Source organism: Ferrovibrio sp. (assembly GCF_046297595.1).
Lineage (GTDB): Bacteria > Pseudomonadota > Alphaproteobacteria > Ferrovibrionales > Ferrovibrionaceae > Ferrovibrio.
Window position 1 is genome coordinate 380,751 of the sequence record NZ_JBKBHT010000001.1, and the last position, 21,278, is coordinate 402,028.

General features: G+C 56.2%; 15 protein-coding genes and 1 tRNA gene. 12 read left to right on the forward strand and 4 right to left on the reverse strand.

Annotated elements, in window-relative coordinates:
- Positions 1 to 10 precede the first annotated feature (10 nt).
- The 5 genes from rpoD to ACK4FJ_RS01980 all read left to right on the forward strand — a co-directional run bounded on the left by rpoD (position 11) and on the right by ACK4FJ_RS01980 (position 5,993).
- Positions 11 to 2,065 (forward strand): RNA polymerase sigma factor RpoD, encoded by a 2,055-nt coding sequence (gene rpoD / locus ACK4FJ_RS01960; protein WP_409763218.1) that lies wholly within the window; start codon positions 11 to 13, stop codon positions 2,063 to 2,065.
- 75 nt (positions 2,066 to 2,140) lie between these two features.
- Positions 2,141 to 2,217, forward strand: a tRNA-Ile gene (locus ACK4FJ_RS01965).
- A gap of 274 nt (positions 2,218 to 2,491) precedes the next feature.
- Positions 2,492 to 2,992, forward strand: coding sequence for a hypothetical protein (locus tag ACK4FJ_RS01970; protein WP_409763221.1), 501 nt, complete (start codon positions 2,492 to 2,494; stop codon positions 2,990 to 2,992).
- On the forward strand, positions 2,989 to 5,496 hold the full coding sequence (locus ACK4FJ_RS01975; protein WP_409763223.1) for an N-6 DNA methylase: 2,508 nt from the start codon (positions 2,989 to 2,991) through the stop codon (positions 5,494 to 5,496). Before ACK4FJ_RS01970 ends, ACK4FJ_RS01975 begins: the two co-directional genes overlap by 4 nt.
- On the forward strand, positions 5,496 to 5,993 hold the full coding sequence (locus ACK4FJ_RS01980) for a type II toxin-antitoxin system VapC family toxin (protein WP_409763226.1): 498 nt from the start codon (positions 5,496 to 5,498) through the stop codon (positions 5,991 to 5,993). The genes ACK4FJ_RS01975 and ACK4FJ_RS01980 overlap by 1 nt, the downstream gene beginning before the upstream one ends.
- A gap of 63 nt (positions 5,994 to 6,056) precedes the next feature.
- On the opposite strand, the gene ACK4FJ_RS01985 is transcribed toward ACK4FJ_RS01980, so the two are convergent.
- Positions 6,057 to 6,671 (reverse strand): hypothetical protein, encoded by a 615-nt coding sequence (locus ACK4FJ_RS01985; protein ID WP_409763229.1) that lies wholly within the window; start codon positions 6,669 to 6,671, stop codon positions 6,057 to 6,059.
- 20 nt (positions 6,672 to 6,691) lie between these two features.
- Between ACK4FJ_RS01985 and ACK4FJ_RS01990 the strand changes: the two genes are divergently transcribed.
- From ACK4FJ_RS01990 to ACK4FJ_RS02010, 5 genes are all read left to right on the forward strand, one after another.
- Positions 6,692 to 6,835: a hypothetical protein gene (locus tag ACK4FJ_RS01990; RefSeq protein WP_409763232.1), complete on the forward strand. Its 144-nt coding sequence runs from the start codon at positions 6,692 to 6,694 to the stop codon at positions 6,833 to 6,835.
- Between the two features lie 173 nt (positions 6,836 to 7,008).
- The gene (locus ACK4FJ_RS01995; protein WP_409763235.1) at positions 7,009 to 7,719 is read left to right on the forward strand and encodes a TnsA endonuclease N-terminal domain-containing protein; all 711 of its coding nucleotides are present in this window, start codon (positions 7,009 to 7,011) and stop codon (positions 7,717 to 7,719) included.
- Between the two features lie 9 nt (positions 7,720 to 7,728).
- The gene (locus ACK4FJ_RS02000) at positions 7,729 to 9,696 is read left to right on the forward strand and encodes a Mu transposase C-terminal domain-containing protein (RefSeq protein ID WP_409763238.1); all 1,968 of its coding nucleotides are present in this window, start codon (positions 7,729 to 7,731) and stop codon (positions 9,694 to 9,696) included.
- Between the two features lie 94 nt (positions 9,697 to 9,790).
- Entirely contained in the window at positions 9,791 to 10,723 is a 933-nt protein-coding gene (locus ACK4FJ_RS02005; protein WP_409764862.1) for a TniB family NTP-binding protein, read from the forward strand.
- A complete protein-coding gene (locus ACK4FJ_RS02010) occupies positions 10,720 to 12,243 on the forward strand; it encodes a TniQ family protein (protein WP_409763241.1) in 1,524 nt (507 codons plus the stop codon). Before ACK4FJ_RS02005 ends, ACK4FJ_RS02010 begins: the two co-directional genes overlap by 4 nt.
- 76 nt (positions 12,244 to 12,319) lie before the next feature.
- On the opposite strand, the gene ACK4FJ_RS02015 is transcribed toward ACK4FJ_RS02010, so the two are convergent.
- A complete protein-coding gene (locus tag ACK4FJ_RS02015; protein ID WP_409763243.1) occupies positions 12,320 to 14,302 on the reverse strand; it encodes a UvrD-helicase domain-containing protein in 1,983 nt (660 codons plus the stop codon).
- Positions 14,299 to 16,575: an AAA family ATPase gene (locus ACK4FJ_RS02020; RefSeq protein WP_409763246.1), complete on the reverse strand. Its 2,277-nt coding sequence runs from the start codon at positions 16,573 to 16,575 to the stop codon at positions 14,299 to 14,301. The genes ACK4FJ_RS02015 and ACK4FJ_RS02020 overlap by 4 nt, the downstream gene beginning before the upstream one ends.
- A gap of 261 nt (positions 16,576 to 16,836) precedes the next feature.
- Between ACK4FJ_RS02020 and ACK4FJ_RS02025 the strand changes: the two genes are divergently transcribed.
- Both ACK4FJ_RS02025 and ACK4FJ_RS02030 read left to right on the forward strand, forming a co-directional pair.
- Positions 16,837 to 18,000, forward strand: a complete 1,164-nt coding sequence (locus ACK4FJ_RS02025; protein ID WP_409763249.1) for a hypothetical protein — start codon at positions 16,837 to 16,839, stop codon at positions 17,998 to 18,000.
- A gap of 92 nt (positions 18,001 to 18,092) precedes the next feature.
- Complete coding sequence (locus ACK4FJ_RS02030) at positions 18,093 to 20,606, forward strand: DEAD/DEAH box helicase family protein (protein WP_409763252.1); 2,514 nt, start codon at positions 18,093 to 18,095, stop codon at positions 20,604 to 20,606.
- A gap of 92 nt (positions 20,607 to 20,698) precedes the next feature.
- Here the strand turns inward: ACK4FJ_RS02030 and ACK4FJ_RS02035 are convergent, their stop codons facing one another.
- Positions 20,699 to 21,187: a DNA-binding protein gene (locus ACK4FJ_RS02035; RefSeq protein WP_409763255.1), complete on the reverse strand. Its 489-nt coding sequence runs from the start codon at positions 21,185 to 21,187 to the stop codon at positions 20,699 to 20,701.
- Between the last annotated feature and the right edge of the window lie 91 nt (positions 21,188 to 21,278).

A 21,278-nucleotide genomic window follows, 5' to 3' on the forward strand; every position in this document is an offset into this window, starting at 1 on the left:
AGGAACCGGCATGGCGAAACAAGCAGCGGCCCCTGACGCCTCGGAAGCGCCCGAAAAGGAAGAGACCGTCGACACCCCGTTGATCGACGCGTCGATGGCAGCCATCAAGCGCATGCTGGCCAAGGCCAAGGAGCGCGGCTACGTCACCTATGACGAGATCAATGCCGTGCTGCCGCCGGAGCAGGTTTCCTCCGAGCAGATCGAAGACACCATGGCGATCCTGTCCGAGATGGGCATCACCATCGTGGAATCCGAGGAACAGGAAGAAGCGCCCGCCGAAAAGGAAGAGGCCGAGCTGGACGGCGAGGCCCCCGAGGGCGAGACCGCGCCGGCCAAGGCCGAGGTGGATCGCACCGACGACCCGGTGCGCATGTACCTGCGCGAGATGGGTTCGGTGGAGCTGCTCTCCCGCGAGGGCGAAATCGCCATCGCCAAGCGCATCGAGGCCGGCCGCGAGAAGATGATCGGCGCGATCTGCGAAAGCCCGCTGACCATCCAGGCCATCGTGAAATGGCGCGACGACCTGGTGGACGGCAAGATTCTGCTGCGCGACGTGGTCGATCTGGAAGCCACGCTGGGCGGCGGCGCCGGTCCGGATAACGCCGCGCTGGAAGGCGTCGAGGAAGAGGAAGCGGCCGCAGCCGCTGCTCCGCCGCCGAAGGTCGAGGCCAAGCCGGCCAAGGCCGAGGCCCCTGCCCCGGTGAAGGTCGAGAAGAAGAAGACCAAGGACGCCGCCGAACCGGAGGCCGAAGCCGCCCCCGCGCCGGAGGAGCTGGACGAGGAAGACGAGGCCAACCTGTCGCTGGCCGCAATGGAAGCCCAGCTCAAGCCACAGGTGCTCGAAGCCTTCGACGCCATCGCCAAGCATTACAAGAAGCTGCAGAAGACGCATGAAGAGCGCCTGCAGGCCGCCCTTGTGCATGCCGATATCGACGCCAAGAAGGACAAGTCCTATCTCAAGCTGAAGCATGAGATGGTGCGCCTGATGGAATCGGTGCACCTGAACAACACCCGCATCGAGATGCTGGTGGAGAACATGTACGGCCTGAACAAGCGGCTGATGATGCTGGAGGGCCGCCTGCTGCGCAGCGCCGAGAGCTTCAAGATTCCGCGCGACGAGTTCCTCAAGCAGTATGAAGGCCAGGAGCTCGATCCGAACTGGCTGGCCAAGGTCGGCAAGCTGAAGACCCATAAGGGCTGGGCCCGCTTCGGCGAAGCCGGCCCGAAGGAAGTCGCTCCGATCCGCGAGCAGATCGCGGCGATTGCCACCGAATTCGGCCTGCCGATCTCGGAATTCAAACGCATCTACAAGCAGGTGCGCGAAGGCGAGCGTGAAGCGGCCGTCGCCAAGAAGGAGATGGTCGAAGCCAACCTGCGCCTCGTCATTTCCATCGCCAAGAAATACACCAACCGCGGCCTGCAGTTCCTCGACCTGATCCAGGAAGGCAATATTGGCCTGATGAAAGCGGTCGATAAATTCGAATACCGCCGCGGCTACAAGTTCTCCACCTACGCCACCTGGTGGATCCGGCAGGCGATCACCCGCTCGATCGCCGATCAGGCCCGCACCATCCGCATCCCGGTGCACATGATCGAGACGATCAACAAGCTGGTGCGCACCAGTCGCCAGATGCTGCACGAGATCGGCCGCGAGCCGACCCCGGAAGAGCTGGCCGCCAAGCTGGGCATGCCGCTGGAAAAGGTGCGCAAGGTGCTCAAGATCGCCAAGGAGCCGATCAGCCTCGAGACGCCTATCGGCGACGAGGAGGATTCGCATCTGGGCGATTTCATCGAGGACAAGAACGCCGTCCTGCCGGTGGATGCCGCCATCAACTCGAACCTGCGCGAAACCACCACGCGGGTTCTGGCCACGCTCACCCCGCGCGAGGAACGCGTGCTGCGCATGCGTTTCGGCATCGGCATGAACACCGACCACACGCTGGAGGAAGTCGGCCAGCAGTTCTCGGTGACGCGCGAGCGTATCCGCCAGATCGAGGCCAAGGCCCTGCGGAAGTTGAAGCATCCGAGCCGCTCGCGTAAATTGCGCTCGTTCCTGGATACGTAAGACCAGCGCCCCGGAACCCCGGGGCGTTCGTTTTCCCGGGAGCGCTTTTCGGGCGGTTTCCGCCCGGAACAGGTGGGGCCTGTAGCTCAACTGGTTAGAGCCGGCCGCTCATAACGGTCTGGTTGCAGGTTCAAGTCCTGCCGGGCCCACCATTTCCCGCCTCCCCCCATGATGTCGGTGACGGCATAAAATGGCACCCAGGCCCATTACCCGTCACTAGTGCCAATTTATACCGCTCTGCCCCAATCCAATAAAACGGTAATGAGTTTGTCGGCAACATCGGCGGGGCAGACCTGCTAGCTGCGAGAACTTTACTTCGAACATCGGGTATGATACCCATTCTTAAAATGGGCATCATACCCGATCTAAGAATGGGTGCCGCACCCGATCTCAGAATGGGCGGCATACCCATTCCGAGGGAAGCAATTGCAGACCATCAAAACGCATGAAGTTCATAAACTGACCGGTCTCTCGGTGCATCAGCTCCGGGAGTGGACTGTTCGCCGCAAATTGATCCAACCCGATGTGCCCGCCCTCAAAAGAGGACAGGAGGCGGAATTTACGTGGCAGACCATCCTTCTTTTAAGGCTAGCTCTGGTTCTGCGCGATCACTTCCACGTTCAGTTACAGGTACACCGTCAGTTGTTGATTACAGCTAGGAAGCTGTTAGCGGGCACATCGTTCCCAATTCTCTGGGGATCAACGTTGGCCATCTATGACTTACATGAATGTGAACTTCTATCTCATCGAGATTCTACCAATCCGAACAGAGATGCGATTCTGCTGCGTTTAGACCCACACCTTGAAGTTCTATCTCAAGGCCTTGGACTAGCTTCTTTGCCGCAAATGTCTCTGTTTCCTGCCGTTGCGTTGCATAGCAATGATTCTGAAAGTCGTCGTCATTCGGTAAAAGGGGTGCGGCGGTGAATGCGGTTCGCGCAATTGAAAAAGAACTGATTGCCATTGGATATAAGTCCGAGGCAATTTTCCGCGATTACGATTTCGCCAATGTTCTCTCAAGTGCGGGAGAATCTCGTAGCGTTGCACTTGCAGCTTTCACCCAAGTTCCAGAATCATACAGATCTGCAGCCTTCGGCGTAATCACCGAAACAGAAAACAACGAGATTACCATCGCTGATCGGCGAGCCCTCGGAGCGCCAATCTTATTCTCCATTGGTGAATCCGATATCGGAGTATGGCGGGTGGGGGCTCAAGGAAGCCCTCGCCTCATTGAACGCGTCACTTTAGATGCGCTACCCGAGCTGTTTCGCCGGAATGCCGACCAGTGGCACCCCCAAGCCATTCATAGAGCAAAATCTCTTGGGCAGAACCAAGCTGCCTATCAATTGGACTTCATTGATCTTGGCCTTCTAGCCGCCATTGAACATGAGGTCGAAGAAAAACTAGACAAACTTCTACAACGAGTAATCGAACAACTTCTGAGCGGACTGAGTAGAGAGAAAGAAGAATCTGCCTTTAGGACAACATTTCGCCTACTTGCGGCAAAAATTCTGTTAGATCGTGGCCATTCGGTTGCCTCGACATGGCGCACCGCTTCCGTGGATAAAGTTTTAAGCGGTATCGAAGCGTATTATCACCTGGGCCATCTCGCATCTAGAAGTCCGGCCGCAGTATCCACAAAAGCCGCGTCAGCAGCTTGGCAAGTCCTGCGCGATGCTATTAGCTTCAGAAATATTTCGTCTGATAGCCTTGCCTTTGTATATGAGAACACGCTCGTCACGGCTGATACTCGGAAACGCTTTGGGACACACAGCACACCGCGCCAAGTTGCTGAGTATGTAGTTAGTCGGCTAAACCTCTCACAATTCAACCTTGAGAATCTTATCATTTATGAGCCTTTTGCAGGAGCAGGTAGCTTCCTCGTTGCCGCACTACGTTACATGCGGGACCTCCTGCCAGACAGCCTATCGGCTGAAGAGCGACACGCATTTCTTGTGCCTAGAATCCGTGGTGCAGAAATCGATGCGTTTGCCTGCGAAGTTGCTACGCTGTCGCTAATTCTTGCTGACTATCCGAATGCTAATGGCTGGCGGATCAAGTGCGAAGACCTCTTCCAACCTGGTGCGCTAGCTCGCGATTTAGCGTCTGCCAAAGTAGTCCTTTGCAATCCACCTTGGGAGGATTTTGATACCGAGGAGCGCGACAACTATCCGGACATGGTTGAGAAGTCTTTTTCGAAACCAATGGCCGTTTTGAAAGCTGTTCTTGAGGAGCGGCCTGCGGGAATTGGCTTTGTATTCCCACAGGGTTTCCTGAGGCAGCAGCAATACTCTGAGCTGAGACAACAAGTTTCTAATCTGTATCAGCGGATTGAGTTGACTTCGCTTCCAGATCGCGTTTTTCAGCGGGCCGGCTTTGAGGCAGCCATCTTAACAGCTAGCGAATTAAGAACAGAGCAGTCCACATCTTCGACAAAATTACTGTCTGCTGTTGTAAGCGATAGCGATCGCGTCGCCTTTCTAGCTCGCGGAGAAATTAGCGCTGAGCGTCGACGTACGAAAATTGTTCAAAGTGGCGATCTCTGGATCGGGGAACTTGAAGAGCTTTGGGAGCATCTTAAACGCTACCCGACTCTCGGTGACGTCGCCGACATCTATCGTGGATTAAAATGGTGGAAACAAGGAGATGGCGTTTCGAGCACTCCCCACAAAGGGTATTCAAAGGGAGTGTTCAAACCTGCCGATTCTCTATCTCAGTATGAGATTGGAAAAACAGTCTATCTAAATACTGATCCAGCAGCCGCAATGCGGCCAGCTCCGCTGACTCGTCCGTGGAATAGACCTAAAGTCTTGACTAATGTTGCACGAATGTCTCGCGGCCCTTGGCGTATGGCAGCCACATACGACACCACCGGACTCGTCGCTTCGCAGGCATTTTTTGGAATTTGGCCAAAGGATTCAAACTTGCCAGGAGAGGCTTTAGAAGCGCTTCTGAATAGCCCGCTTACAAATGCATTTCTATTCGAACATGCTACCAATCAACATTTTACTAACGAACTATTGAAGCAGCTTCCCATCCCCAAAGTCATGGATTGGGATAATATCGTTAAAGCTGTGAATCGATATAGGGACGCGCTGAGCATTCAGCGACAGAATCCTCTAGGTTCGTCACAAATTGACGATCATCTAAATAGACTGCTTGTCGAAGTTGATGCCGAAGTTCTGAAAAATTATAGCCTTCCACCGCGCCTTGAACGACGCTTATTGGAATTTTTCCGAGGACATGAAAATGCCCGCCGTATTAATCATGCCTTTAAAGGATGGATGCCAAAAGATTTCACCGCATTCGTGCCATTACATGAATATTTAGGACCGTTAATTAAAGAAAATCTCGGCTCATGGGTTCTGGAAACCTTCACTCCTGCTCCAAATGAAGAAATTGAACAAATTGAGCAGTACATTGGCGGCTGATGGATACATATCTCCTAGATACTAATTTGATCTCGGTCCTTTATGATGCGCGTCGACCGAACCACGCGGCGGCACGCCAAGCTATCGCGGCGCTAAATCCGAATGCACCTCTATTAATATCAGTGATTACTGTTGCTGAACTGCGTTTTGGACTTTCCCTCTCCAGAGCTGCAGGACAACCGCTCCAGCATATTGAAGCTTGCTTGGAGCGAGCCGAAGAACATCCATTGGCCGAAATCGGACGACATACACCCGAAGCCTTTGCTTACATAAAATCTGAAGTAGCCGTTCAGAGATTGGATATTCGGCGCAGAATTCCTCGATGGGTAGATGGTTGGGCTGATCGCGTCACCGCTCAGTTGCTACAAATTGATGAGCATGATCTCTGGATCTCGGCGCAAGCAGTTGAAAGAAATTATGTTGTGATAACTGGCGACCGAGATTTCACTCAAGTTATATCCCAAGCAGTGCCAGACTTAAGAGTAATGCTTGTTTAGCCGTTTCAAATGAATTCTTGATTTAACTGTAGACACTAACGATCGCCAAACCGCATGTCGCAATCAGTATCCCAGCACCTTGCTGTATTGGCCGACGACTTCTTCATCCTGCCACACCACGACCCATCGGTCGTACCACTTGTCGAATTGTCTCCGGATGCCCATGGCCTCGGCAAGCCGTCGCATTCTAGGGACCGACAACCCATCAAGCTCGATACCGCTCTGCTCAGGACCAATCTTTTTGAGCCGCCGTGTGACGTATATCCAATCGCAAAGAGCTCGCTCTGGCGTGGCGCAAATGTATTGGGGGCAGATACGTCCTCCATCCAGATTATCCCTGTCGGACCCGGCAAAGAAAACTTCCGGCGCCATGCCGTTGATCTGCAGCGGTCCGAGTGTTGTCTCGATTATCCGCTTCCGCGTACCAGGAGCGATCGCAAAATAAATACGGGATGGATTGTTCAAGACACCGGTTTCGCCCAACACCCATATCCAACTCATGCGCGCCTGAGGTGATATGAACGGCAGAAGCTCCGGGCAAGTTACGTAAGGGTGGGCGCGCTCATCATAATAGAGCCCGGGAATTGCCTCGGCATAACCAGCGGCCACAAATTCCTGATCAGAGGGCCTCCCTCTGATGACGCGCGCTCGCTCTGTTTTATTGACCTTCTTTTTCATGCTCAGTCGGCTTCTGGATAATGAAGCTGATCGTTTCTATTCAGGTTTCTATTCAGGCTTCTATTCAGGCTTCTATTCAGGCTTCTATTCAAGAATCTATTCACCGCGTAAGAGGGCGTCGTTTTCTCGCGCCGCTACAACAGATGATACTCGGAGTCCACTGATTTTTCTTGACTTTTTCGATCGCATCGTGTAACGTGCTACATGCTGATCGCGATCCGATATCGACAGCCAAAACAAAACTCTCCTCCCTTGAGAATCCAACTCTGACAACCCATCTCGACGGGTAACCGCTCGTTCGCGGTCACTACTGTTTTGTCCAGATGACGAGGGCTTCATGCCTGTTAAACGCGGCCGCAAACACGGCTTACGCGGACGGAATCTCGCGTCCTTTGCGATTGGCCTTCCTCATGGCGCGATGCCGATCAGCCGCAAAGTCGTGACACGTCGCACCAAGCGCGTGGTCGGATACTTTCAGAGCCTGAAGATGCAATGCGCCTTCCCCTGGGAATCTCAGATCGAGCGCGACTACTTCTACTGTCTGGAGTTCGATCCCAATGTGGCAGCATTTTCTGCCCAGCCAGGCTGCCTCAATCTTCTGGTCAATGGAGAACCGCGGAAGCACTTCCCAGACCTTCTGGTGCAATACCGGCATGGCCAAAAGGCCTTCCACGAGGTCAAAACCGATCGGGACGCCGCGGCACCCGAGAAACAGCCAATCTTCGATGCGGCCAGGCTGCATTGCGCCCAGCATGGGACAGCCTACAGGGTAGTCACAGAAAAAGAGATCCGCCGCCAGCCGCGCCTGCGGAATTGTCAACTGCTCATGCACCACCGCCTGCGCAAGGTCGACCTGGATGACGGCATTCGAATCTCGTCTGCCTTAACGGCGGGCCCTATCCAGTTCGCCTCCCTTCGGGAACTGCTAGCCGACAGGCCTGATGCCGCAGCGGCCATCCTGAACATGGCGGCATCAGGAAGGATCGGCTTTCCACTCGATACAGAGCTGACGGACACAACCAGCTTCCATTTGATGCCCAGCCTATAGGAGACGCCCATGTACCGGATTCCTCCTGGCCAGACCGTACATGTCGATGGCGCCGCCTATCGTATGCACACCATCACCACTGAAGGCAGGTATGTCCTGGAGAACAAGGCTACCCGGGCACCACTTCCGCTGAGTAGCCAAGAGTTCTCCGCCCGGCTGGCTGCCGGAACCTTGGAGCTGGATCCCAGCCAGGCAATGGCAGCCAATGCGCCTCCGGTCGGGCCCGGCTTCGATCCCGTCCGTGCGGATTTCTATAGCCTGCCAGGCGCACTTAAGGAGACTGCCGATCGCCGGCATCGCTATATCGAGGCGCTGCAAGCTCTAAGTGTCCCGAAGACGGAAACCCTCCTGAGACCCGTTCTGGCCAAGCTGGCCGCAGGTTTCAACGATAGCCAGCCACCCAGCCCCAGATCCGTGATCCGCTGGCTAAGCCAGTGGGAACAGGCTGGTGGCCGGGATATCCGGGCCCTGGTGCCAAGTATTCATAAGCGAGGCAACCGGCTCCGGCGGGTGGATAGCGACGTCCTGGACCTGATCGAGACCGTCATCGACGAGCATTACTATCGGCAAGAGAAGACGACGACGATCGCCGTCCATGAACTGGTCTGCGGCAGGCTGAAAGCCCATAACGACAAGCGCCCGCCAGCCGAGCATCTGCCATTTCCGAGCTTGGCCACCGTGCGCCGGGCGATCGCAGCCCGTTCGCCCTATGAAGTGATGGTCGCCCGCAAAGGCAGGCACGCTGCCGATCGGCAGTTCATCCCGGTCCAGGCCGGTCCGCCAGCGACCAGGCCGCTCGAGGTGGTCGAGATCGACCACACGCCCCTCGACATCACCCTGGTCGACGATTTCACCGGCAATGTGATCGGCCGGCCGACCATGACGGCGGCGATCGACAAGTTTTCGCGGATGATCGTCGGCTTCTATATCGGCTACGAACCGGCCGGCACGCATACGGTGATGCTCTGCCTGAAGCATGCGATCCTGACCAAGCAATATGTCCGGGAGAGATATCCCGAGATCGAGAGCGACTGGCCTTGCGAGGGCCTTCCGACGACGATCGTCGTGGACAATGGCCCGGAATTCCACAGCGACGGCTTCCGCAGCGCCTGCGCCCAGCTCGGAATCAACATCACCTACGCCCCCGGCCGGTCGCCCTGGTACAAAAGCGCCATCGAGCGCTTCTTCGGAAACCAGAATACCTCCCTCCTGCATCAGGTGCCCGGCAACACGTTCAGCCGGTCGGCCGAACGCGGGGACTACAATTCCGAGAAGCAGGCGGGCATATCGCTCACTGACCTTCACCACATCGTCCATCTCTGGCTGATCGACTATTACAGCCAGCGCATTCCGCGCTTGCGGGGCCGGTCTCCGATCGAGACCTGGACCAAAGGTGTCGAGATGCATGGGCTGACGCCGCCACGATCAGCGGCCGACCTGGATTGTCTGGTCGGAGGCTACGCCCGCCGCAAACTGACCCGCCGCGGGATCGAGATCTTCAACCTGGTCTACTGCAACGAGAGGGTTTTCGACTTGCTCAACCGGCCATCCCAGCCGGACATGGTGGAAGTTCGCTATGACCATGGTGACCTGAGCTATATTCTGGTGCAGGATTCGATGACACGGACCTATGTCCGACTGCCCGCGCTCGATCCCGATTACACCACAGGGCTGACGCTGGCGCAGCACAGGATCATCCAGGAGCAGACCCGCAGGCGCATTCAGGGCCAGATGAGCGTGGGCGACCTCAGCGCCACCCGCCTGACCATCCAAAGCAAGATCGACGAAATGGTGAGCGGTACCGCATCTCTACGGCGCCGGACCGCCAAGAGGATCAAGCGGTTCCAGAATACGGAATCGGCACAGCCCGGCCTCCCGATCCAGCCGCCACCTGTCGCAACTCCAATGCCCTCTAACGATCCGGCATCCCCCACCGAGCCACTGCGGAACTGGGTGTCGATCGAAACGGAGAGCTGACATGGCTCAGACCGAGACGCGTGATGCTGATCGAGACGCTCGGATACGGCATTTCCGCAAGGTCTTCGTCTAGGATCCGACACTGGTCGAAATCCTGGCTGCGATCGGCACCCTGCACCGGACTGGACGCGGGACGACCCACTCCCAATGCATGGGCCTATTCGGGCCTTCAGGATCGGGGAAGACCCGGTTGGTCCAGTATTACGAGCGCAGCTTCATGAAGGCGCCGCCTGAGCTGTCCTATACGCAGGACGGTGTCGAAATCACGACCCTGCCGATCCTCTTCGTGGAATGCCCGGCTCGCGCCACGGTCAAAGGCATGGCCGAGACGCTCCTGGCAGCCCTGGGCGACCCACGCCCCTCTCGGGGCAGCCAGCAGGAGATGACCCAGCGGGTGCTCCATGCCCTTCGCATCCGGCGTGTCAGCCTGATCGTCATGGACGAGTTCCAGCACCTGGTCGGCCGCGCCCGTGGGCATGATAGTGCCTATGAGACGGCCGACTGGATCAAGAGCTTGCTCAACGCCAACCTGTGTCCGATCCTGCTGGTTGGCACAGAATCCGCCGCCAGCATCCTCAAGGTCAACGAACAGCTGCAACGCCGGGCGTTGGCGGTGTACCGGGTTCTCCCATACAGCGTGGTCACCCCGACCGATTTCGAGGTCTTCCGGCAGATGTTGGCCGGATTGGAAGCTGCCCTGGGCCTGGCGCTACCGTCAGGCCTATCCGATGACGACCTTGCCCGTCGGATTCATGCCGCCACCGACGGCCTCATCGGGCGTATCACCGGCCTGCTGGACCGTGCCCTGTTGCTGGCCATTGGGCGGGGCGAGAACTGCGTCACCCGGCAGACGCTCCAGGACGTCTACAATCGAACGGTCAACATAGGCAGGATCGACGAGAACCCATTCTCCACCGGCGCCCCTACGCCGGCAGGCCGCCTGTCAGCCCCGGAAGACAGCTCCCGGGTACTGCGAGGACAAGGCCGTAGCGGCCGGCAATCCCGCCCGAAGGATATCATGGCATGACCAGGCTTTTCTTCCGGGCGGAGCCTATCCCGGGTGAGAGCATCTACGGCTATCTCAGCCGTCTCGGTCGCGTCCTGGGGTATCGATCTCACGCCTGGGTTTACGACACTTTCCCCGACCGCTTTCCGGTCAAGAGCACAAGGTCGCTGCTGATCGAACCCGACCTCGGTTTCCTGGCGGAGGCCGTGAGCCTGTCCCGGGAAAGATTAGACGCGATGCGGTTGCCACAATCCGGGCGGCGCCAATTCAGCTGCCGGGGGCAGACCATTGCCCGCCAGGATATCAATGCCGCCGCCGATTATTTCTGCCCGATCTGCGTCCAGGAAAGCGGGACTCATTACCTTGTCTGGCACCTGGCGTTCGTAACTGTATGCCCTATACACAACTGTCGCCTGATCTCCCGCTGCCCAAATTGCAGCAGAGCATTTGACCTAGCCATGGTTTTGGAGGGTAGATGCGATCGTTGTACCCGAAGAATCGTATCCGGACACCTTCCTTCGGGTCAGGTGAGTTCCATCATCGGAAAACTCTTATCGCTGATTGGCGGCGTCAACGAAGATGGTCGGCCGGTCGATATGCCTGAGATCTTGCAAGGGCTCGACCTTTCATCAGCACTCGACATTGTGCTTAGTCTTGGCCGGACCGTAGAAACCACCCAGAAGGTAGGAAGAAACACCGTCCGCGATGCTATGGATGCGCGCCTGACGGCAGGATTTTCAATCTGTGAGAATTGGGCTGAGGAAATCCCCGGAATCCTACACCGGGAATTCGAGCGGCCAAGATCAACCGGAACTTCGAAGCTCGGGTTCTTCCAAAGACGGTTCATACGGAACAAGAATCCAAATGTCCGCCGGATGTCTTTAGCCGCGGCTAAAGCATTCGATAAAATGAAGATCGAAGGGCAATTAAACACCGAACGCAGAATAGACTTGGATGAGTATATGAAGCTTTCTATCGCAGCTGCTTCCCTCGGCATATCCGAGGTTACACTCCTTGATATGTGTTCAAGGTACGACGGAAGAATTGACCGCATAAAGTGGGGAAAAGGATTTTACCTTCATAACTCCTCAGTCGAGCTGATCAGACGAAGCCGTACTGAGTGCATCTCTGGAAAAGAGGTTGCGACTCTGCTGAACATACCCGATCGACACCAGATTCACGCACTTTACGAAGCATATATATTCCCGCATGCGGACCCAACACTGTTTTTCGACCGACGCACAATGACTTTTCACCGGCCGACAGTCGAAACCTTTAGTTGCCGCCTAAACAGTCTGCCCAAACGCTCAGGCCCGAACTCCACGACGGAAGTTGGTTGGCACACAGCAAAGGCCATGTACATGGCCAAACACCATTCATCTGTCGACTTCGTGAAAATGATAACCATAGGCCGGCTCACGCCATCAGGGCGTCTGGCCGGCAAAGAAGGGCTTCCGGCCTTACTCTTCAGCAAGCCAGAGGTGCAGATCGCTGCTAGCGCAGGATATCCATCGGTATTTCTACAAATAGACGAGGACTAATGAACACCTCATCGAAAGTAATTTTTTCGACATAAATAACCCCTGCTGTTGCATCGTGCGATTCTTCAAAATCTTCTCAACTTTGAATCAGTTCAATCTCACTTTCATCAAACCATCCTTCAGCTATCGCGTTCGCTTTTACTCCGGCCGGGTCATTCGCATACGCCACAATTGCTAGGCTGGATTCTGCCCGACTGCACGTGACGTAGAACAGCCGCCTCGTACGGTCGGCGCTTGTCTCATTGCCTGCCTGCTCGTTTTTGATATCGGTCTCGGACTTCTCCTTGACTCCAAACAGCTTGTCATAGCTAAACAAAAAGCCGCGCGCAGCCTCATCATCCACGATTACCATTACTCGCGGAAATTCCAGCCCCTTCACACCCTGGTGCGTTCCGAACTTCGCTTTCTGCTGAACGTACGCAGAGTAGCCTTCAATCTGTGAGAAATTGGATTGAAGGACAGCCTGCCAGGCATTCCTTCGCTCCCTTTGACTCTCCGTTTCTCCGGCATCTTCTTCACTTTCCGCCTCTTCACCCACTGGTTCTTGCGGAGCTGGTTCGGCGTCCGCCACTGCAAAACGTAAAGAATCCGGCACTTCGAATAGGTTCGTCCGCGCCACTTCCTGAAGCACCTCATCGAACGTCGGCTCCCGCTCTCCACCCCAGAGCAAGAGCAACGACTCTGTCGCTGCCTTAACTACGGCAAGCTGCTTTAGCTGCACATCCAGCAATGCTCGCTTCTGTTCCTCTTTAGTCGGAGATTCACTTACCGGCACGTCCGGCAGCTTTTCCATACGCAATCTCAACAGATACTTCTTATCCAGTGTCGGACACTTCTCGCGCGCAATCGCTGCAACAGCGAACCGATTCCCTGCCTTTAGGGCATTTACCATCGGCAGGACCGTCTCGGCAAAGAATCGCAACCCAGGAAGCGAGCCATCAAGCAGGCCTGTATCGTAGGAAGGAACCTTACGTAGAGCATCGAACATCACATCAAAGCCCATACGGGTCGCAGCCATGTGATGCTCAAGAATCAACGCCTTGACGCCGTCGTCCTCATTCCAGCCGGTATCCTGCGAGAGGTCAGCCATTCGTGCGCTGACCTTGGCCTCGACAGCCGATTTGTCGCTCAGGTTCTGAGGGACAACGAACAGTCGCACAGTGCCGTCTGGATTGTTCTTCTTACCGACTTGCGTTTGGCCGTCGACGGCGGACCGAATCTTGTTAATAAGTCTGATGACTCGTTCGGGACACCGCCAGTTCATGCGCTTCACTGGTTTCGCCCAATCCGGCGGCAAATCCTCCCCGAGACCGACTTTACCATCGGCATAGATGCGCTGCATGGTATCGCCAAAGAGACCTAGGCAGAATGACTGCCGATGCGTCGCCTGGACAACGAGGAACGCCTCCATAAGGATCTTGAGGGTGTCCTGGCTTTCGTCGATGAACAGAATTGGAAAGCCGTTAATCAGAATCTGTTGTAGAGCTGGCTTGGTGGTCAGAAAATCGGCTGCAATCTTGATGACCTCGGCGTGGTTCAGCGAATCGCGTGTACGGTTGTCACCGGTCGGGCTATAAATGAACTTCTTTATATTAGGCAGCTCGGCCAGCCGCCGCTGGTTGCGCTGAATATCCTGTTCCCGCTTGCGAGCCGCCTGCGTTCCCGCCCGGCCTTTCGCCTGCGCTACCTGCAACTCTTCCAGCTTTGTGGCTATTTCGGTTCTCAACCAAGCCTTGATGTCGGAGTGGTAGTTGCCAATGAGCGTCCAGGCGAAGGCATGGATGGTGGAGACCTCCACCAGAGCGTCGAAATCGAGACGCTGCTTGATTTCGTCACATGCTGCGTTCGTGTAGGTAATCACACCAATCCGACGGCCGTTCAACGCAAACTTTCTCCGGTGCTCGGTCCGGAATTTATCAATTGCCTTCACCAAGGACCGCGTCTTGCCAGATCCGGCGCCAGCGTAGAGGAAGAATCTGCGCGGAGCCTCCGGGTTCAGGTAGCTGAAGATTTCGTCATCGACGCCTGCGTCGAGATTGTCCGAAATATCCGCACTCATTGCACATCACCCACGGCAGGCGGAAGGACTTCACCCTGGCGTGCCTTAAGCTTCTCTTCGAGCCACTTCAGGCCATCGGCAATGTACGCCGGTACCGTCAGGCTCTCGAAATCGTCCAAAGCAATGACGTCGAGCGCGAACTCAGCCTTCTTTCCCTTGCGCAATGCGTCGAACATTTTCGTGCTGGCGTCAGGAATTTTTGCCTCTGCCAGCGCCTCTCTGAACTTGCGTACCAAGCCAGTGCCTTCCAGGTCTTTGAAGGTGTCGACATTGGTCCACACCAAGGCATCTTCGAACGTATACGGGTAGGCTGGACCCTCCACGCCATCTCGCAACGTAACTTGAACTGCCGTCTGGTAGGCAACACGAACAGCCGACTGCGTACTGCTGTCGACAACCTTATCCTCATCGGCCGCAGCGAGAAGTTCATCGACTGGCTCTTTACCCGGCGCCCAGGTCTTAATCGTCTCATTGCCGGAAATCTGGCCTGCACCGAGCATGACCGGAGATGCCTTTCCAGCAGCATCGGTGGCATCTAGGTCGGAAACTACCAGCGTCAGAAGCCCGATGTGCTTGATAAGTGGCTTAAGCTGGTGGGCATGGCTACCGCCGATTTCAAGGAGCGTGATGTAGCATTGGTTGAGGAACTTGTGGTGCTCCAGGATGAAATGCGGAACCAGCATACGCTCCGCCGGTCCTTCAACGAGAATTGCGGCGTCAGCGAAAAACAGGTAGGCATGCTGCGCCCGCAGATAGCGGGTCACGAAATCCTTGGTTTCATCGCCCGGCCCAAATACCTCGGTCATGTTGACGACAATCGAAACAGGGACCGTCGACACTACCGCCGCCGGAAGGCGCCGGAAATAGCGCAGGCACGAGAAGGGCGTTTCGTGCGCGACATGACTGGAATGGGTACTGACGATGAGCTGCGTACGAAGCGCCTTTTTCTCCCCAAGGTCCACATGGTCCCGGAGAACCTTGTAAGCCTTCTTGATGAAGACCTGCTGGACCTGCGCATGGAGGTGGGCCTCCGGCTCTTCCACCAGCACCAGATGCAATGGCTCCCGCTGGCTTTCACTACCTTCGCGCTCCGCCTTTCCAACGCGCATCCAGGCGTCACGGAAGCTCATGAGCCGGAAGACCATCGAGATGAGGTTTTGATAGCCAAGCCCATTCTGATCCTCAGGCAATCTGAGAACAGGCTTCTGCACGCCATCGGCGGTTACCATCTCGATTTCGTAGGAAACCGCTGCATCGTGGTCCAAGGCATCTATCGCACGGAGCCGCGTCGAAACCTTTAGTTTCGGGTCAGTCACCCCCGGATAGCCAAGCCCTTCGACTTCCTGCAGAGCTCTGCCAAAACTCACCTTTAGCTTCTCGTCGAATGCGTCTTGCGCAGCCTCAATGGCCTGAAGTGCGTCGATATCCTCAGGCCCTGGTCGCTGCAACGGGTCCAGGTGCTTCGTGTAATAAAGCCGCAGCTGATCCGACAGGCGACGGCTCTCCTTGCTGGGTGACCCGTCTTCCGACGAAGACTCATCTGCCTGACCGAATCCGCGCTGGGCATTGATTTCGTTGACACGAATGAGCTGGGAAAGTGGATTTCCCTCGAACGCGACTGAAGACTCTGGCAACGGCTGGGGTCTGGCATGTCCGCTGACAGGCGCCGCAACGCGAGCTGGGTCCAAAGGATACGCCCTGAGGACGAAATGGTCCCCAATATGCCGACTCAGAAAATCGATCATGTCTGCGGGCCAAAGCGTTAGCTTAGGTGGCGGTTTGTCCCCAGCCGCTTTCGTGAGAGCCATCTTAACTTCGTCGGCGCTCTTTACCGCTTCGATGTAACGCTTATAGATATCCTCGGCATTCTTGGGCTCCATACGCAATCGAATGCCCAACGCTCCACCGGGCCAATCGAGTGTCGGCAGCATGTTTCCGACATGATGAAGCTCGCCATCCTCAATGGTCAGCCAGACATCCAGCGCGGGCATCACCCCCACCCAGTCGTCGACAGTGACCTCCAGCGTCCGGCCTTCCTTGTTGGCGGCCACCCAGGCGTCACCAATGGTGTTAATTGCCGACCAGTGGGAAAGCGTCAGATCGTGCGTCTTAATTCGCTTTCCGCCATCGACCAGGAAACGCCGCAGCGCCAGCATCGCTGACGTCTTGCCGCTGTTATTGGCGCCAACCAGCAAGGTGGTCTCGTCCGCAAAGTCCAGCCGGACCGACAGCAGCTTCCGAAAATTGGAAATTTCTACAAATGCGATTTTCATTCCGCCGACCCGCTCTCAGCCTGTCCAGTTCACCGACAGGTAGTCGGACGGAAACCGCGCGCTGCGGTTCCGCCAAATGCCTGCCAAATTACCCCGTCCGGATCCTAGTCGGCTGCATTGGCTTTCGCCTATCTCAATCAGATAAAGGGCACACTGCATACGGAGGTAGGCGGCATCTTTCCTGAACCTGGAAAGGCCCCATAATCCCATTTGGTACTAGACGTTTTTTGACTTTGATTTTGAACGACCAGAGTACGCACGATGCCTTCATCCTACACGCGTCAAGAGCTGTACGATCTCCTGTGGACTAAGCCCAAGAAAGAGGTCGCCATCGATCTGGGCCTCTCCAACTACCATCTGCTTAAGGCTTGTAGGGCTCATAGCATCCCCATCCCCGAGGTCGGCTACTGGCGCCGTAAGGCCGCTGGCAAGTCGACCTTCCAGCGACCGCTGCCACCCCGTCAGCCTGGTCATTCAGACAAGGTCAACCTGCCTGGCACCAGTCGGGCGAGATTCGACCCGCTGACCGACCCCATACCGCCGACTCCGGTCTTCTCGGAGGAATTGACCGAGGTTGAGGTGCGCATCCGTAAGACCTTGGGCAAGCTGACCTGCCCACCGCTGCCGGCGCACCCCCACAAGGAGATCGCCAAGTTGCTGGCCAAGGACCAAGAGCGCTTGGCCGAGTTCCACCGCACCGGTTACGACTGGCGGCGGCCCAAGCTCGACAATCCACTGCGGAAACGCTGGCTGCGACTCCTGAATGCCCTCTTTATCGGCCTACAGCGCTTCGGCGCCCGGCCCTGGCTATCCAACACCGAATATGCTGACCGCGACCGCGAGGAGATCAGCGTCAGCCACATTGGCAAGCAATACCTGTCGTTCTCGCTCGGCCCAATCACTCCCCATCATGGCAAGGACGAGGAAAAGCCCAGTGGTCCCCTCCGGCTGAAAATGGAGACCTGGAGTCAGCCCAACACCAAGGAGCGGCAGTACCTTGTCTGGGAGGATCAGGGCAATGCCAAGCTCGAGAGTCTGGTCGAAGAGATCGTGGTGGCAATGATCCTCGAAGCCGAGATTCGTTACCGTAACAGTGTGCTCGGCCATCATGAATGGCTGATCGAATACAAGGCCCGCGAAATCGAGGCAGAGAATCAGCGCATCATCGAGGCCGAACGCCAAGCGATCGCTCGCAAGAAGCAGGAGGAGCGCGATCGGCTAGCCCGGCTGTTCAGCCAAGCCCGCTCGCTGCACCAAGCCGAGACAATCCGCTCCTATATCAAGGCTGTGAAGCTCCGGGCGGCTGAACTGACGTCAGAACCAGTCGCCATGCAGCGCTGGATCGACTGGGCGGAATCCGAAGCTCGTCGGATCGATCCTGTCCTGAATGGGACGATCGACCGGGCCATCAGCGATATCGAGTGAGATCCCTATGATCTTGCCAAAGTTTCCATTCTTTGCCGGCGCAGTTGATGGTATAAAATGCCCCTAGCGCATTTCTTTAAGGCGTTGATAAGATGGACTTTTCCAAACTCGGCAGCACCAAGCAGGTTGCCGCGCCGACCAACCCTATCAAGATATTTGAAACGCTGCCGAGCCTTTCAGGCACGTTCAACGACCTATGGCGAGGCCAAGACAAGGCGCTCACAGAATGGGATAAGGCACGCGACAAATCAGACGTACTTGTGTCGCTCAACACCGGTGCTGGTAAAACAATCGTTGGCCTGCTGATCGCTCAGAGCCTTGTTAATGAAGGCTTGGCGAACGTGCTTTATGTCTGCTCCACTATCGACTTGGTTCGGCAGACTTCAGAAGAGGCCAAGCGGATCGGCATCGATCATACGACGCGCGTGCGCCGCGAATTCTCGAATGATCTGTTCGAAACAGGCAAGGCGTTCTGCATCACCACTTACGCAGCGCTATTTAACGGGCATAGTGCTTTGCGGAATAAATTCTTTCCGCAAGCCATCATTTTTGACGACGCTCATGTTGCAGAGAACCTGCTGCGCGGTGCGTTCACGCTCAGATTCGATATCCGCGACAATGAGCCGCTGTTTAAGGAGATCGCGGATCTTTTCGCCCCCCACTTCAAGGACTTGGGAGTTCCCGGCCGCTTCCGTGATTCGCTCGACTTGTCCCGTTACTCCACATCATTTGTTGCTCCCGGCGGTTTCTACGAACGCAGTGAGCGCTTGCTCGATATTCTCTTACGGCACGGCATCAAAGACCATGCCGAATTGGCATACCCGTTTGCGTGGCTCGAAGATCATATCAATGCCTATGCTGCCATATTTACGCGCGGCAGCTTCGAGCTGACGCCGCCGTTTCTTCCATCTCTCGCTCTGGACATTTTCCAACAGAAGATCAGGCGCGTTTATCTGTCCGCGACACTCGAAAGCCAAGCGGACTTTATCCGGGCATTCGGTCGCCAGCCTGATGTAACCATCACGCCTGCGAATGATGCCGGCAATGGTGAACGGCTGGTAATCAACGGCCAGAAAGTCAAAGGCGGCTTCGACCCGACGTTCGCGAAAAAACTGATCAAGAAGCAGAAGGCCGTCATCGCCGTCCCGGACTATGAACAGGCGAAGAGATGGGCGGACATAGCTGTTCCACCGGAGCCGCAAGAATTTTCCGAAAAACTCGAAGAATTCCGCAAGGCCCGAGATGGGGCATTTACCCTGGTGTCCCGCGTCGATGGCATTGATCTGCCCCACGACACTTGCCGCATCATGATCATGGAAGGGTTGCCGTCAGGGAGCTCCCTCCTGGAACGGTATCAATGGGAATACCTCCGCATGAACAATGTTCATGCGGTCCGCGTCGCTAACAGACTTGCCCAGCTGTTTGGCCGCATCAACCGTGGTCGAAACGATTATGGCGCCTTCCTGGTCGAAGGTACCGATTTGAATAAGTGGCTGGGTAACGACCGGAATCTCGCGCTTTTACCGCCGCTTCTTCAGAAGCAGATAATTATCGGCCGTGAAGTGCAGTCGTCATTTGGCATCGACGACCCAAATCAGGCCATCGAGTTGGTCGAACGAGTCTTGGGCCGAGATGAGGGCTGGCTCGACTACTATCAGCGAGAAGTCAAACTAGCCGAAATCGATCAAGATCAGCTCGCTCGCCATAAAGCGGTAGAGCCGTTCTTAATTGCAGCGGCGCAGAGCGAGGCGAAATACGCCGCTGCCATGTGGAATGGCGATCCGGCAACAGCGCGTCGCGAGTTGGAAAAGACAGTCGACACAACAGCCCAGCAGGACACCCCCCTTGGCGGTTGGCATGCAGTTTGGCTCGGCGCTGCATTTGAACTTGAGGGCGATAAAAACGCCGCATTGATTGCCTATGGTCAAGCCATGCGCCGATTGGGCGGCGGAATGACTCTTCCCCGTCCGGTTGGCGGCTTGGTCGAAAAGGCCCAGGTTCCGGATTTGAACGCCTTTGGCCGCTCACTCCGCGATTTGCTGAGCTATACCCATGGGAACAAATTCGAGGCTGAATTTACCAAGCTAAAGGCCGCTCTGGCACTAATCGAAGAAGGTGAACCCAAGCAAGCTGAAGGCGGCGTCAGGGCCTTGGGTGAATTGCTGGGGTTTACCGCGACGCGCCCGGACAGTGACGAGGGCACCGGCCCCGATGTGCTATGGCGCGATGATGCGAAACCGCGTCAATTTGGCTTCGAATTGAAAACCGATAAGAAGGCTCCCGCAACGTATCACAAGAAGGATGTCTCGCAGGGCCACGACCATCTGGAATGGATGGGACAGGTGCATAATCAACATGAGATTCTTGGTCTGGCCTTTCTTGGCCCCCAGGGCAATGCAGACCAGAGGGCTAACCCTTCGGCGGAGATGAGCCTTTGCCTTGTGCCCGCGTTAGCAGCGCTTCGCGACGAAGTTGTGGCACTTATTGAGGATCTACGAAAGCAGAGCCCTGTAGAACGGCTGGTCGCGATCTCCAAAGAGTCCGAACGCGAGTATTGGGATTTTATCAATATTCTGAAGCGATTGGGCCTCAAGCTACTAAAGTAATAGTTACGGCGTTAAGTCCCCCATGCGAGAAGACCGTTTCGTCCAACCGCCGCAACGGGTCGCCATCCGTTAGGTAACATTGCTAACAGACGTTACGATCTTGGCTTCGATCGTGTCGCTGGCGCCTTCTTGAGGCTGGCCAGCCGCTCGGCAAGCACAGCCGCTTCCCGCTCAGCCCTGATTCGCGCTACCCGCTCCTCATCCCGCAGCATATGCGCTTCGGCCACAACGCCCTTCCAGCGCTCAACCTCCCTCTGTTCAATCAGGAGCAGCCGCTGTAGCTCGGCGATCTTGGCCTCCCATTTTGCCTGGAGACCGTTAACCTGGGTCCGGACCATACCGTCAATCAGACCTGCGAGATCCTTGATAAGTGCAGCGTCAGTCCTGACTGGAGGGGGTTCACCCGTGGCGACGTCGGCCGCTCCCCGCTTCCAAGTTGCCAGGTGCCTAGCAATCACGTTCGGACTGCCGCCCCCCAATTGTGCCCTGATGCCACGCACGGTGGGCTGACTTCCTAAGGCAATAAGGGCTTCGATTGCCCGAACGACGGTTTCCTCAGTTGTTATAGCGCCTCTAGCCATAGCGTAATTGATAACATTGATAATGATTGTTATGCCATAGCTTATTTTGGGTTGTATCAGGCAATAAGCTCGGCTACTTTTCTTATAAATT

Bases quoted from the DNA above. Each gene is read 5' to 3' on its own strand.
- rpoD (WP_409763218.1), top strand. From the start codon at position 11: ATGGCGAAACAAGCAGCGGCCCCTGACGCCTCGGAAGCGCCCGAAAAG.
- ACK4FJ_RS01980 (WP_409763226.1), top strand. From the start codon at position 5,496: ATGGATACATATCTCCTAGATACTAATTTGATCTCGGTCCTTTATGAT.
- ACK4FJ_RS01985 (WP_409763229.1), bottom strand. From the start codon at position 6,671: ATGAAAAAGAAGGTCAATAAAACAGAGCGAGCGCGCGTCATCAGAGGG.
- ACK4FJ_RS01990 (WP_409763232.1), top strand. From the start codon at position 6,692: ATGAAGCTGATCGTTTCTATTCAGGTTTCTATTCAGGCTTCTATTCAG.
- ACK4FJ_RS01995 (WP_409763235.1), top strand. From the start codon at position 7,009: ATGCCTGTTAAACGCGGCCGCAAACACGGCTTACGCGGACGGAATCTC.
- ACK4FJ_RS02000 (WP_409763238.1), top strand. From the start codon at position 7,729: ATGTACCGGATTCCTCCTGGCCAGACCGTACATGTCGATGGCGCCGCC.
- ACK4FJ_RS02010 (WP_409763241.1), top strand. From the start codon at position 10,720: ATGACCAGGCTTTTCTTCCGGGCGGAGCCTATCCCGGGTGAGAGCATC.
- ACK4FJ_RS02015 (WP_409763243.1), bottom strand. From the start codon at position 14,302: ATGAGTGCGGATATTTCGGACAATCTCGACGCAGGCGTCGATGACGAA.
- ACK4FJ_RS02020 (WP_409763246.1), bottom strand. From the start codon at position 16,575: ATGAAAATCGCATTTGTAGAAATTTCCAATTTTCGGAAGCTGCTGTCG.
- ACK4FJ_RS02025 (WP_409763249.1), top strand. From the start codon at position 16,837: ATGCCTTCATCCTACACGCGTCAAGAGCTGTACGATCTCCTGTGGACT.
- ACK4FJ_RS02030 (WP_409763252.1), top strand. From the start codon at position 18,093: ATGGACTTTTCCAAACTCGGCAGCACCAAGCAGGTTGCCGCGCCGACC.
- ACK4FJ_RS02035 (WP_409763255.1), bottom strand. From the start codon at position 21,187: ATGGCTAGAGGCGCTATAACAACTGAGGAAACCGTCGTTCGGGCAATC.